We start from the raw sequence: 12,912 nt of genomic DNA on the forward strand, positions 1-12,912 counted from the left end.
GCGATTACTCGCCCGCGCCGAGGTCCGGATCGGGGTTGTCGTAAGCGGCTTCGCGTTCGAGCCTTTCGTTCTCCGCCACCTGCGCTTCGGCGCGGGCTGCCACGTCCGGGTCGAGCTCGGCGTTGGGGTCTTCGCCGGGCGCGACCGGGGCGGTCATCAGCTCGTCATCGGGCTTGCGGGAGTTCGGCATGGCCGTGTCCTCAGCCTTCTTCGGCAGCGTCAGCAGCCGGTGCTTCGGCTTCATCGGCCTTAGCAGCCGCCTTCTTGGCCGGGGCCTTGCGGGCCGGCTTGCCTTCGCCAGCAGCGTCGGCGAAGTCGTCCTCGCTCACGGTGGCTGCGTTCGGCGAAGCGGCCTTGCCTTCCAGCACGGCGTCGGCAGCCGCGCGAGCGTAGAGCTGAACGGCGCGGATGGCGTCGTCGTTGCCCGGGATGGCGTAATCGACCAGGGCCGGATCGTAGTTGGTATCGACGACCGCGATCACCGGGATGCCGAGGGTCTTGGCTTCCTTGATGGCGATGTCTTCATGGCCGATGTCGATCACGAACAGCGCGTCGGGCAGACGGTTCATGTCCTTGATGCCGCCCAGCGAGGCTTCCAGCTTGTCGCGCTCGCGGCGCAGGCCCAGCACTTCGTGCTTGACCAGCTTCTGGAAGGTGCCGTCGGTTTCAGCCGATTCCAGCTCCTTCAAGCGGCTGACCGACTTCTTCACCGTGGCGAAGTTGGTCAGGGTGCCGCCCAGCCAGCGCTGGGTCATGAAGGGCATGCCGCAACGCTCGGCTTCTTCCTTGACCGCGTCGCGCGCGCTGCGCTTGGTGCCGACGAACAGCACGACGCCGCGCTTCTGGGCGATCTTGGAGAGGAAGTTCATCGCGTCGTTGAACAGCGGAACGGTCTTCTCGAGGTTGATGATGTGGATCTTGCCGCGGGCACCGAAGATGTACGGACCCATTTTCGGGTTCCAGTAACGGGTCTGGTGACCGAAGTGGACGCCGGCTTCCAGCATCTGGCGCATGGTGATCTGGGGCATTGCTTGATACTCCTGATAAGGAACCGCCCGCCGGATTGAGTGGTGGCGGGTGCCCGTGAGGGCAGGGTTCCGGGGTTGGGCCTCCCAGTCGTCACTGCTGCCGAACCCGCGGATGCGGGCACCCCGGAGCAGGGATTGCCGACTGGTGTGTATTCACCGATGTCGCTCGATGTGGGCGTTGCCGGGAAGGCAAGTGTGGAATTATACCTCCTGCCCAATATCCCAGGCAAACCATCGAATGAATCGTTACGGCCCAAGGCCACGGTCTGTCGCGGCTTGGGCGATAATGGCGGCATGAGCATCACCATCAAGACCCCCGAAGACATCGAGAAGATGCGCGAGGCCGGCCGCCTGGCCGCCGAAGTGCTGGATCTCATGGCCCAGCACGTGCGTCCCGGCATCAGCACCGAGGAGCTGGATCGCATCGCCTTCAACCACATTACCCAGGTGCAGAAGGCGACCCCGGCGAACGTCGGCTATCGCGGCTTCCCCAAGACGCTGTGCACGTCGGTCAACAACGTCATCTGCCACGGCATCCCGAACGAGTCGAAGGTGCTGAAGGATGGCGACATCGTCAACATCGATGTCACCGTCATCAAGGATGGCTGGCATGGCGACACCAGCCGCATGTACCACGTCGGCACACCTTCGGTGATGGCCAAGCGCCTGATCGACACCACTTATGAGGCCATGTGGCGCGGCATTCGCCAGGTGCGTCCGGGCGCAACGCTCGGCGACATCGGTAATGCCATCCAGCAGTTTGCCGAGGGCGAGCGCTTCAGCGTGGTGCGCGAATACTGCGGTCACGGCATCGGCCGGATCTATCACGAAGACCCGCAGGTGCTGCATTACGGCCGCCCGGGCGAGGGCCTCGTGTTGAAGGAAGGCATGACCTTCACCATCGAGCCGATGATCAACGAAGGCACCCGTCACTCCAAGCTGCTGCCCGATGGCTGGACCGTGGTGACCAAGGACCGCAAGTTGTCCGCGCAGTGGGAACACATGATCGCGGTGACCAAGGACGGCTATGACGTCCTGACGCTGTCTGCCGGCTCGCCTCCGCCGCCACCCGTGGCGTGAGTCCGGGCAGTACTGCCGAAGGACAGGAACGGGCGCAGGCAGCACGCACGCGCCTCGATCAACTCGACGCCGACTTGGCCGCGCGGTTTGACGCCAGCGAGGCCGCGCATGTACTGGCACGTGCACGCGCGGATGGCGTGGATGCACTGATCACGGAAGCGTGGGCCGATTGCGTCCCCTCGGATGCGCCCCTCGCCCTGTTCGCCGTGGGTGGTTACGGTCGCCGCAGTCTTTATCCGCAATCGGATGTCGATCTCCTGATATTGGGGGATGAGGATGCGCAAGTGACGCATCGCGATGCGCTGGCCGGCTTCATTGCGCGCCTGTGGGATGCGCATGTGCAGGTGTCGCACGCCACCCGGTCACTGGCCGATGTGCGCGCGGCGGCTGCTGAGGACATCACGATCCAGACGGCGCTGATGGATTCGCGCCAGTTGCTGGGCGATGCGGCAATGGATGCGCGATTGCAGGACGCCATCGGGGTTGGAAAAATTTGGTCTTCCGACGAGTACTACGCGGCCAAGCGTGAAGAATTGCGCAATCGGCATGCGCGCTTCGGCGATACCGCCGACAACTTGGAGCCCAATATCAAGGAGGGCCCGGGCGGGTTGCGTGATCTGCAAACGCTGCGCTGGATGGCCATGCGCGTGTACGGCGTGACCGGGCTGGAGCAGCTTGAGGCCATGGGCAAGATCGGCCGTGATGAGCGCGTGACCTTGCTCCGCGCCGCCAGCGAATTGCAGCGCCTGCGCTGGGGTCTGCACCTGGTCGCGGGCAAGCGCGAAGAGCGATTGCGCTTTGATTACCAACGCCTCTTGGCGGCACGTCTCGGCGGCCTGGAGCAGGCCGACAACAGCGATGTCGAACGGATGATGCAAGGCTTCTATCGCAGCGCGGCCTTGGTGCTGCGTATCGGCGAGCGCCTGTTGCAGCGTTTTGAAGAAGAGCTTGAAGGAGATGTCGAACCGGAAGTGCTCGATCCCGGTTTTGAATTGCGCGGTCGCTGGCTAGCCGCGAGGCATGCCAATTGGCCGCACGGCGACCCAGCGCAAATTTTCGCGCTATTCGCGACCTGGTCACATCTGCCGGAGGGCACGGGGCTGCATTCGCGCACTGCACGCACCTTGGCCGAAAGCCTCCCACTGGTGCCGGATTACGCCAGTGCCAGTCCCGCCTTGCGCACGCAGTTCATGCATCTACTGCAGCAACCCGAGGCCGTTACCACGCTCCGGCGCATGTCGCAGCTCGGTGTGCTCGCACGTTGGATTCCTGCATTCGCACGCGTCACCGGTCGCATGCAGTTCGATCTGTTCCATGTCTACACCGTCGATCAGCACACGCTGGCATTGCTCGGCAATTTCGCCTTGTTCCAGAGCGGCAGTGATGAACAACGTTTTTCGATGGCGCATGAAGTCTGGCCGCGCCTGCGCAAACCCGAGTTGCTGCTCCTGGCGGGCTTGTTTCATGACATCGCCAAAGGGCGCGGCGGCGATCACTCAGAGCTTGGCGCTGTGGATGCGCGTGAGTTCTGCGAAGCGCATGGCCTGTCCGCTGCCGATACCGATCTCGTGTCATGGCTGGTCTTGAAGCATTTGCTGATGTCGGTGACCGCGCAGAAGCAGGACATCGCCGATCCTGACGTCGTCCAACGTTTCGCCGAGACCGTGGCGGACCGCGAACACCTCGACACGCTGTACTTGTTGACCTGTGCGGACATCGCCGCGACATCGCCCAAGCTATGGAATGCCTGGAAAGACCGGCTGTTGGCCGACCTGTATGTCGCCACTCGCTTGGCTTTGCGTCGCGGTTTGGAGAACCCCGTCGCGGCCGCCGAGCGCATCGCCGAAACCCGTGCAGGAACACGCGCGATCCTGCGCGCCTACGGGGTGACTGAAGATGCGGCCGACACGCTGTTTCTGTCGATGCCGGAAGAAAGTTTCCTGCGAGGTCACCCCGAACAAGTGGCGTGGCAGGCCAGCGTGCTTGCCAAGGCGCCGGCCGAGGCATTGCATGTCGCGGCCCGCACCATCGGCAACGACGACAGCAGCGTGCTCGAGGTCTTCGTGCATTCGCCGGATCGCGATGGTCTATTCGCGGCGATCGTCGCCACTTTGGATCGCGTGGGCCTCGCCATCCAGCAAGCCCGTTTGTTGCAGGGGCCGGATGGAAGCGTCTTCGATACGTTCCAATGCATGCCCATCGATCCGCAACGCCCGGTGCCGCCCGCGCTGGTGGAACAGCGCTTGCGCGATGTGTTGTCGAAGGAAGACCTCGCCTCCATCCGTCCGCCACGACGCACCCAGCCGCGACACTTGCAGCATTTCCGCATTCGCCCGCAGGTGGCATTCGGTGATGCCGCGAATGGTCGACGCACTTTGATGAGCCTGGTGTGCACTGATCGACCAGGCTTGCTTGCTGAAGTCGCACAGACGCTGCGCGCGCAAGGCTTGCGCGTGCATGATGCGCGCATTGCCACCTTCGGAGAACGTGCGGAAGACGTTTTCCAGCTTAGCGACGAGCGCGACTTGCCGCTCGATGAATCACGTCAACAATCGCTGCGCGATGCCTTGCTCGCCAGCAACACTGGAGAATCACCGTCATGACCGACAATTCATTGCGCAGCCGCATCGAAGCCGCCTTCGAACGCCGTGCCGATCTGGATGCCGCAGCACTCGCTGAGATCCGTCCTGATGTCGAAACCGCGATCAATCTGCTTGAAAGCGGCGGCGCGCGCGTCGCCGAGCCCGGCACTGAGGGCTGGCAAGTCAACGAATGGCTCAAGAAAGCGGTCCTGCTGTATTTCCGCACGCACGACATGCAGGTGATGGATGGCGCACCTGCGCCGTACTGGGACAAGATCCCGCTGCGTTTCGATGGTTACGATGCCGCGCGCTTCAAGCAGGATGGCGTGCGCGTGGTACCGGGCACGGTGGCGCGCCGGGGCTGTCACATCGCACGCGATGTCGTGTTGATGCCCAGCTTCGTCAACATCGGTGCCTACGTGGGCGAGGGCACGATGGTCGATACCTGGGCCACGGTTGGCTCATGCGCACAGGTGGGCAAGCATTGTCATATCTCAGGCGGTGCAGGCATCGGCGGCGTGCTGGAGCCGCTGCAGGCATCGCCGACAATCATCGAAGACCATTGCTTCATCGGTGCGCGTTCGGAAGTCGTCGAAGGCGTGGTCGTGGGTCATCACAGTGTCATCGGCATGGGGGTGTTTCTCGGCCAATCCACCCGTATTTACAATCGCGAAACCCGCGAAATCAGCTACGGCTACGTGCCGCCAGGTAGCGTCGTGGTGTCGGGTTCCTTGCCTGCGGCCGATGGTTCGCATTCGCTCTATTGCGCGGTGATCGTCAAGCAAGTTGATGAAAAGACCCGCGGCAAGACCTCCGTCAACGATTTGTTGCGCGGTTTGGCGAGTTGAGTCGTTAAAGCATGCCCTTTGGCAGGGGTGATCGCTTGCCCTGCCTGCGAACAATGCGGGATTGCCCAAAGGGGAGTCCCGCCATGCGTATCGCCAATCATTTCAGCCGGGCGCTTCTGCCGCTGGCCATCCTCTTGGTTGTCGCAGGTTGCGCGCGTGAACAAGTGAAGTCGCAACGGCCGTCCGTGATGCCCGAGGGCAGGGCGGCGATGATTGAGGCGATGAAGGTTCGCGCCGACTACATCAAGGCGCACTACATGAAGCAGGAATTCGACATCGCGATGCGCGATGGGCTGAAGCTGCATACTGTGGTTTACACACCGAAGGACGCCAGCGCCGACCGCACCTACCCCATCCTGATGCAGCGCACGCCGTATTCGTGCGGGCCTTATGGCGAAGACAAATTTGCTGACCGCCTGGGCCAGACCGACGATTACGAGAAGGATGGTTTCATTTTTGCCTGCCAGGACGTGCGCGGCAAATTCATGTCCGAAGGCGATTACGTCAACATGCGCCCGGTCGAGGGTGAGGTGAACGACAACACCGACACCTGGGACACCGTGGAATGGATGGTCAAAAATCTGCCGGGCAACAACGGCAAGGTGGGCCAGTGGGGTATTTCCTATCCCGGCTATTACACGGCGGTTTCGGCGATCAACGGCCATCCCGCGTTAGTCGCGCTGTCGCCACAGGCACCCATCGCCAACTGGTTCCTCGGCGACGACATGCATCGCAATGGCGCCTTCAATCTCAACCTTGCCTATGGTTTCTTCCACGGCATGGGCTTTGGCCATCCGCGTCCCAAGCCCACGACAGAGTGGGAGAAACGTTATGACTTCGGCACGCCCGATGGTTACGACTATTTCCTCCGTCTGGGTGCGCTCTCCAATGCGTCAAAGCGCTTCCGTGCGCCGATCGCGTTCTGGGATGACATCACCAACCACCCCAATTACGACGAGTTCTGGCAGGCACGCGACTTGCCCTCAAAAATGAAAGGTGTGCGCGCGGCAGTTATGACGGTGGGTGGCTGGTTTGATACCGAAGATCTGTACGGCCCACTCCACATCTACAAGAGCATCGAAAACCAAAACCCCGGCATCCAGAACACCTTGGTGATGGGGCCGTGGACACATGGTGGCTGGCTGGGTAGCAAGGGCGACCAGGTGGGCGATGCGGAATTCGGTCGCGACACGTCGCTTGATTACCAGCCTGTCGAATACGCCTTCTTCAAGCAGCATCTGAAGGGTGAAGGCAAAGCGGACTTGCCCGAGGCCTGGATGTTCCGCACCGGTGCAAATGAGTGGGAGCGCTTTTCCAGCTGGCCGCCCAAGAACCTTCAGCCGCGCACGTTGTATTTCCAGCCGGAGGGTGGCCTCAAGTTCGATGCCAAGCCGATGGCCGCCAACGGGTTTGGCGAATATGTGAGTGATCCGGCCAAACCTGTGCCGTACACGACCGAGATCATGACCGGCTGGAGCCGTGATTACATTGCCGCAGACCAACGTTTCGCCGCATCGCGCCCCGATGTGCTCGTCTACCAGACCGCACCATTGACCGAGGATGTCACCATCGCCGGCCCGATCAAGGTGAAGTTGTGGGTCTCCACCACCGGCAGTGATGCGGATTTCATCGTCAAGCTGATCGATGTGAATCCCGATGACATGCCGGCACCAAGCATGGCTGAACGCATGGCAGGCAAGAAATCACGCGCCGGGCAGCAAACCATGGTGCGCGGCGAACCGATGCGTGCGCGCTTCCGCAACAGCTTCGAGAAGCCCGAGCCGATGACGCCCGGCAAACCGACGGCGGTGGACTACACGCTCAATGATGTGCTGCACACCTTCAAGAAGGGACATCGCATCATGGTGCAAGTGCAATCAACGTGGTTCCCATTCATCGACCGCAATCCACAGAGATACGTGCCGAACATCTACAAGGCGAAGGACAGCGACTTCATCAAGGCCACGCATCGCGTGTACCAAAACGAGAAGTACCCCACGGCGTTGGAAGTGGGCGTCTTGCCGGAGGCTTGAGCCGGCCATCAGTGATCATTCACGTGAAACGGGCACGCCATGGCGTGCCCGCTTTGTTTAATGCTTATGCGGACAGATGGTTAGCTGCGCGTGTATTTGTAACCCCGGCGCTGGCAGTCCATCTTGCCGTACCGGGCAAGGCAATTTGCCGCTGTCATGCGGCGCTCGTGTGATTTGCGCACGGCAGCGCGATGACGCGCATGGTCGCCGCGAATCACGCGCTTGTGACGTTGGTGTGCGCTGCGGAAATTGCCGCTTTTGACGTCGCGTATGTCTTGTTTGACGTTGCGCTTCACGCTATTCCAGTCGGCCTTGATGTTTTGTTTGACACTCTGCACCTGCGCACGTGGGGTGCTTTGCGCCATCACCGGCGTTGCGGCGACGCATAACGCCAGGAGCGAAGCGCCAAGGGTTTGTCGGATCAGGTTGTTCACTGGGGCTCCGATTTGAAGTGGATGGAATGCTGCAACGCTAATCGGGTTGCGATGAACGCTGCCGATATGCGCCCGGGATATTCAGCCTGTGTCTGGCTGGCGTGCACCGCCGCGAAGGGCCAGAATGCAGATTCTTCTATTGGAAGCTGCGCATGACCACGCTGTATGGCTTGAAGAACTGCGATACCTGCCGCAAGGCGCGCAAATGGCTGGATCGCTTCGACATTTCGCACAAATTCATGGATGTGCGCGAGCAGTTGCCCACGCCCGACATGTTCGTGGCTTGGAAAGATGCGGTCGGTGGTTGGGATGTTTTGGTAAACAAGTCTTCGACTACTTGGCGGCAACTGCCGGAGAATCGGAAATCCCCGGGCAGCGACGCAGAGTGGAAGCTGCTCCTGCGCGAGCATCCGGCCCTGGTAAAGCGCCCGTTGGTTGTGATGGACGATGGCCGCATCGTGCAAGGTTTCAGCGACAACGGTTTCAAGAAATTGTTCGGTATCGGATGAGGCAGGCATGAGCGACGTCCTCGACCTCACCCGGGAACTCATCAGCCGTGCATCGGTCACGCCTGAGGATTCGGGCTGCCAGGCGCTGATCGCCGAGCGCCTGAACCGTGTCGGTTTCAACATCGAGCATCTGCGTTTTGGCGATGTGGACAATCTTTGGGCTACGCAGGGCAACGGTGGGCCGGTGCTGGTGTTGCTCGGTCATACCGACGTGGTGCCGCCAGGTCCACTGGATGCGTGGACGAGTGATCCATTCACGCCGGAAATCCGCGATGGCATCCTGTTTGGTCGTGGCGCTGCCGACATGAAAGGCAGCGTAGCCGCGTTCGTCATCGCACTTGAGCAATTCGTCGCCGCGCATCCAGACCACGTGGGTACTGTCGCCTTGTTGTTGACCTCGGATGAAGAGGGCGATGCTATCGACGGCGTTCGTAAAGTCGCTGATGTTTTCCGTGAGCGCGGTGAACGCATCGATTGGTGCATCACCGGTGAGCCATCATCCATGTCCGTACTGGGAGACCTGGTGCGCGTGGGGCGGCGCGGATCCTTGTCGGCGCGGCTCACCGTCAAGGGTGTGCAAGGCCACGTCGCGTATCCGGACAAGGCGAAAAACCCGATCCATCATGCATTGCCCGCGCTGGCCGAACTCGCTGCGCGCCAGTGGGATGCAGGCTACGAAACCTTCCCGCCCACGTCATTGCAGATCACCGACGTGCATGCGGGCAACCACGTCAACAATGTGATTCCAGGCACGCTCGATGTGTTGTTCAACCTGCGTTACAACCCGCATTGGGGTGCGGCCAGATTAGAGGCCGAATGCGAAGCGATTCTGCGCAAGCATGGCCTCGATTTCGACATCCATTGGCATCGCAGCGGCGAGCCGTTCTACACACCCGAAGGCCAGCTGCGTGCCGCGGCCCGCGAGGTGCTGGCGCACTTCGCCGGGCATGCGCCTGAAGAAAGTACAGGGGGTGGTACTTCCGATGCGCGCTTCATCGCGCCGCTGGGTGCCGAGTGCATCGAGGTGGGGCCAGTGAACGCCAGCATCCACAAGGTGGATGAAAACGTGAGCGTTGCGGATCTGGACGCGCTACCGGACCTTTATCTCGGTTTGATCGAACGCTTGTTGTCTAAGGAATCATCAACATGATTGATGCCGCGCTCCCGCATGTCGTGATCATAGGTGGCGGCTTTGCCGGTCTGTGGGCGGTGCGCGCGCTGGCCGATACCCCGGTTCGCATCACCTTGCTGGACCGCGGCAATCATCATTTGTTCCAGCCCCTGCTTTACCAGGTGGCGACGGCAGGACTGTCGGCGCCGGATATCGCCGCGCCATTGCGCCACATCCTGCGCAATCAACCCAATGTCACGGTGTTGATGGAAGAAGTTTCGGGCATCGATCCCGCCGGCCATCGGATCACGCTCAAGGATGGACGGCATGTCGACTTTGACTACGCATTGCTGGCGACCGGTGCAACGCATGCCTACTTTGGCCATGACGACTGGGCCAAACATGCCCCGGGATTAAAGTCACTGGATGATGCCTTGGATATCCGTCGCCGCATTCTGTCCGCGTTTGAGCGTGCCGAAGCAACCGATGACCCGGAAGAACGCAAGGCCTTGCTCACCTTCGGGATCGTCGGCGGTGGCCCAACGGGTGTTGAACTTGCAGGCACCATGGCGGAGATCGCCCGGCACACGCTCAATCACGAGTTCCGCCACATCGACCCTTCCCATGCGCGAGTGATGTTGCTGGAAGCCGGGCCGCGGGTGTTGTCATCCTTTGATCCTGATTTATCCGAAAAGGCGCGCCTGCAATTGCAACGGCTGGGCGTTGATGTGTTGACCGGCGCTCCCGTCGCCGCCATCGATGCAGAAGGCGTGCAGCTGGGTGAGCGCCACATCCCTGCACGTACCGTGTTGTGGGCTGCGGGGGTGGCGGCTTCGCCGCTGGCGTGTACGCTGGGCGTGCCGCTGGATCGCGCGGGGCGCGTCTCGGTTGAAAGTGATCTCTCTGTGCCAGGCCACCCACATCTCTTCGTCGCGGGCGATCTCGCGACTATCCAGAGTGATGGCCGGCCAGTGCCCGGTGTTGCCCCAGCGGCAAAGCAGATGGGCAAGCACGTGGCTGCGGTGATCCGCGACCGCTTGGCCGGGCGACCTGCCAAGCATTTCCGCTATCGCGATTTCGGCAATCTGGCCACGATCGGGCGGATGGCCGCGGTGGTGCAACTCGGGCGTTGGAAGCTCAGCGGCGCCCTGGCCTGGTGGTTCTGGCTGCTGGCCCACGTGTTCTTTTTGATCGGTTTTCGCAACCGTTTGGTGGTGATGCTCAACTGGACCTGGGCCTATTGGACCTATCAGCGAGCGGCCCGGATCATCTTGGGCAAGGAACTCAAGCCCGGCAGCTAGCCCGCTTGCATTCCTCCGCAGTCCGGGTGCACACTTGGGCCATGCACGCGCAGCACGCCCTTGTTTCTTTCGCCAACACCACGTCTGTGGTGACGGCCTCGTGTGCTGCCAACAACGCCAATAACCGCAATAACAATACCTGCCGCCAGCGGGCCAGCGGTTAGCGCGTCGTTCCAACGCCAACCTTCCTGAAGCCCGCCCTCCAAGGCGGGCTTCTTCGTTTTCGTCGTTCAAAACCCGGGAGTCCAGCCATGTGTTCCATCTTGTCCGTAATTGATCTGAGACCCGGCAGCGATCTGTCGGTATTGCGTCCGCTTGCGCTCTCGTTGTCCGCGCGCCAACGACATCGCGGCCCTGATTGGAGCGGGGTGTATCAACATCCGCATGCCTTGCTTGTGCATGAGCGCCTGGCCATCGTCGATCCAGCGGGTGGTTCGCAGCCTTTGCTCTCCGCAGACAGGCAATTGGCCTTGGCGGTGAACGGCGAGATCTACAATCATCGTCCTTTGCGCACGGAGTTGGAGGACGCCTATGCCTTCCAGACCGGCTCGGATTGCGAGGTCATTAACGCCCTGTACGTGATTGAACCGGATGGCGATGCCGGCGCATGGTTGAATCGTCTCAACGGCATGTTCGCGTTCGTGTTGTGGGATGCCAAACGTCAGCGCGCGATCATCGCTCGGGATCACATCGGCATCTGTCCGTTGTACTGGGGGCATGATGTCGAAGGGCGTCTGTGGGTGGCATCGGAGATGAAGGCGCTCTCGCGCCTGTGCGATGACGTCGCGCAATTCCCACCCGGACATTGGTTCGACACCGAGACACAGACGTTGCACAAATACTACGACCGGCCGTGGCGGGACGTGGCTGCGACCCAGGGCGTTGAAGTCTCGAGGGAGATTTTGCGCGATGCATTCGAATCTGCCGTGCATCGCCAGTTGATGAGCGACGTGCCTTATGGCGTGCTGTTGTCTGGTGGATTGGATTCATCGCTAGTGGCCGCATGCACTGCGCGATTCGCACGTAACCGTATCGAAGATGATGATGCTTCCGAGGCGTGGTGGCCGCGCTTGCATTCCTTCGCGATTGGGTTGGAAGGATCTCCCGATCTCAAGGCTGCACAGATCGCGGCTGATGCGCTGGGCACGGTGCATCACGGGTTCACCTACACCTTTGAAGAAGGGCTCGACGCAATACCCGATGTGATTCGCCACATCGAGACCTATGACGTGACCACTATCCGTGCCTCCACGCCGATGTATCTACTGGCACGTCGCATCAAGGCGATGGGAGTAAAGATGGTGCTCTCGGGTGAAGGTAGCGACGAACTCTTCGGCGGCTATCTCTATTTCCACAAGGCGCCCAACGCGCGCGAATTCCATGAAGAGTTGGTGCGCAAGCTCGACGCATTGCACAACTACGATTGCTTGCGCGCCAACAAGTCGATGATGGCTTGGGGAGTGGAACCCCGCGTGCCATTCCTTGATCGCGAATTCATGGAAGTGGCGATGGCAATGGATGCGGAGGCCAAGATGGTCAAAGACGGACGCATCGAAAAAAACATTTTGCGTGCTGCATTCGAAGGTGTGTTGCCAGATGAAATCCTGTGGCGGCAGAAGGAACAGTTCAGTGATGGTGTGGGCTATGGCTGGATCGACGGATTAAAAGCGCATGCAGAAAAGCAGGTGAGCGATGCAGAACTAACCGCCGCTGCGCAGCGCTTTGCGCACAACCCACCGCAGACAAAGGAGGCGTATTTCTATCGTCGCCTGTTCGAGCAGGTATTCCCGGATGAAGCTTCGGCGCGGACCGTGCCGGGCGGCAAGTCGATTGCTTGTTCGTCGCCTGCGGCGATTGCGTGGGATGCGGCCTTCGCTAATGCCGCGGATCCCTCCGGGCGCGCGGTGGCGGGGGTACATGCGGCGGCGGTGTGACTTTGGTGCGACAAGAAAAATAGGTTGACATCTACGATTAACTGGATAAGTA

11 protein-coding genes are annotated in these 12,912 nt (G+C 61.1%); 8 read left to right on the forward strand and 3 right to left on the reverse strand.

Annotation, left to right across the window (positions count from 1 at the left end):
* Positions 1-4: 4 nt before the first annotated feature.
* Together BW989_RS02225 and rpsB are read right to left on the reverse strand one after the other, a co-directional pair.
* Positions 5-244 carry a hypothetical protein gene (locus BW989_RS02225; protein WP_076584898.1) on the reverse strand — a complete coding sequence of 80 codons (240 nt, stop codon included), beginning with the start codon at positions 242-244 and terminating at the stop codon, positions 5-7.
* Positions 201-1,028 (reverse strand): 30S ribosomal protein S2, encoded by an 828-nt coding sequence (gene rpsB, locus BW989_RS02230; RefSeq protein ID WP_076584900.1) that lies wholly within the window; start codon positions 1,026-1,028, stop codon positions 201-203. The genes BW989_RS02225 and rpsB overlap by 44 nt, the downstream gene beginning before the upstream one ends.
* Positions 1,029-1,322: 294 nt before the next feature.
* Between rpsB and map the strand changes: the two genes are divergently transcribed.
* From map to BW989_RS02250, 4 genes are all read left to right on the forward strand, one after another.
* Positions 1,323-2,108, forward strand: coding sequence for a type I methionyl aminopeptidase (map, locus tag BW989_RS02235; RefSeq protein WP_076585288.1), 786 nt, complete (start codon positions 1,323-1,325; stop codon positions 2,106-2,108).
* Complete coding sequence (gene glnD / locus BW989_RS02240) at positions 2,105-4,711, forward strand: [protein-PII] uridylyltransferase (RefSeq protein WP_076584902.1); 2,607 nt, start codon at positions 2,105-2,107, stop codon at positions 4,709-4,711. The genes map and glnD overlap by 4 nt, the downstream gene beginning before the upstream one ends.
* Positions 4,708-5,538, forward strand: a complete 831-nt coding sequence (gene dapD, locus BW989_RS02245) for a 2,3,4,5-tetrahydropyridine-2,6-dicarboxylate N-succinyltransferase (protein WP_076584904.1) — start codon at positions 4,708-4,710, stop codon at positions 5,536-5,538. The genes glnD and dapD overlap by 4 nt, the downstream gene beginning before the upstream one ends.
* An 83-nt stretch (positions 5,539-5,621) precedes the next feature.
* Positions 5,622-7,571 (forward strand): CocE/NonD family hydrolase, encoded by a 1,950-nt coding sequence (locus BW989_RS02250; protein ID WP_076584906.1) that lies wholly within the window; start codon positions 5,622-5,624, stop codon positions 7,569-7,571.
* Between the two features lie 80 nt (positions 7,572-7,651).
* On the opposite strand, the gene BW989_RS02255 is transcribed toward BW989_RS02250, so the two are convergent.
* Positions 7,652-8,005: a hypothetical protein gene (locus BW989_RS02255; protein WP_076584908.1), complete on the reverse strand. Its 354-nt coding sequence runs from the start codon at positions 8,003-8,005 to the stop codon at positions 7,652-7,654.
* Between the two features lie 152 nt (positions 8,006-8,157).
* On the opposite strand from BW989_RS02255, the gene BW989_RS02260 reads away from it, so the two are divergent.
* The 4 genes from BW989_RS02260 to asnB all read left to right on the forward strand — a co-directional run bounded on the left by BW989_RS02260 (position 8,158) and on the right by asnB (position 12,860).
* On the forward strand, positions 8,158-8,514 hold the full coding sequence (locus tag BW989_RS02260) for a Spx/MgsR family RNA polymerase-binding regulatory protein (protein WP_076584910.1): 357 nt from the start codon (positions 8,158-8,160) through the stop codon (positions 8,512-8,514).
* Positions 8,515-8,521: 7 nt separating this feature from the next.
* Positions 8,522-9,664: a succinyl-diaminopimelate desuccinylase gene (dapE, locus tag BW989_RS02265; RefSeq protein WP_076584912.1), complete on the forward strand. Its 1,143-nt coding sequence runs from the start codon at positions 8,522-8,524 to the stop codon at positions 9,662-9,664.
* A complete protein-coding gene (locus tag BW989_RS02270; protein WP_076584914.1) occupies positions 9,661-10,926 on the forward strand; it encodes an NAD(P)/FAD-dependent oxidoreductase in 1,266 nt (421 codons plus the stop codon). The genes dapE and BW989_RS02270 overlap by 4 nt, the downstream gene beginning before the upstream one ends.
* 251 nt (positions 10,927-11,177) lie before the next feature.
* Complete coding sequence (gene asnB, locus BW989_RS02275) at positions 11,178-12,860, forward strand: asparagine synthase B (RefSeq protein ID WP_076584916.1); 1,683 nt, start codon at positions 11,178-11,180, stop codon at positions 12,858-12,860.
* Positions 12,861-12,912: the final 52 nt, after the last annotated feature.

The sequence above is a fragment of the Solilutibacter tolerans genome (assembly GCF_900155935.1).
GTDB lineage: Bacteria > Pseudomonadota > Gammaproteobacteria > Xanthomonadales > Xanthomonadaceae > Solilutibacter > Solilutibacter tolerans.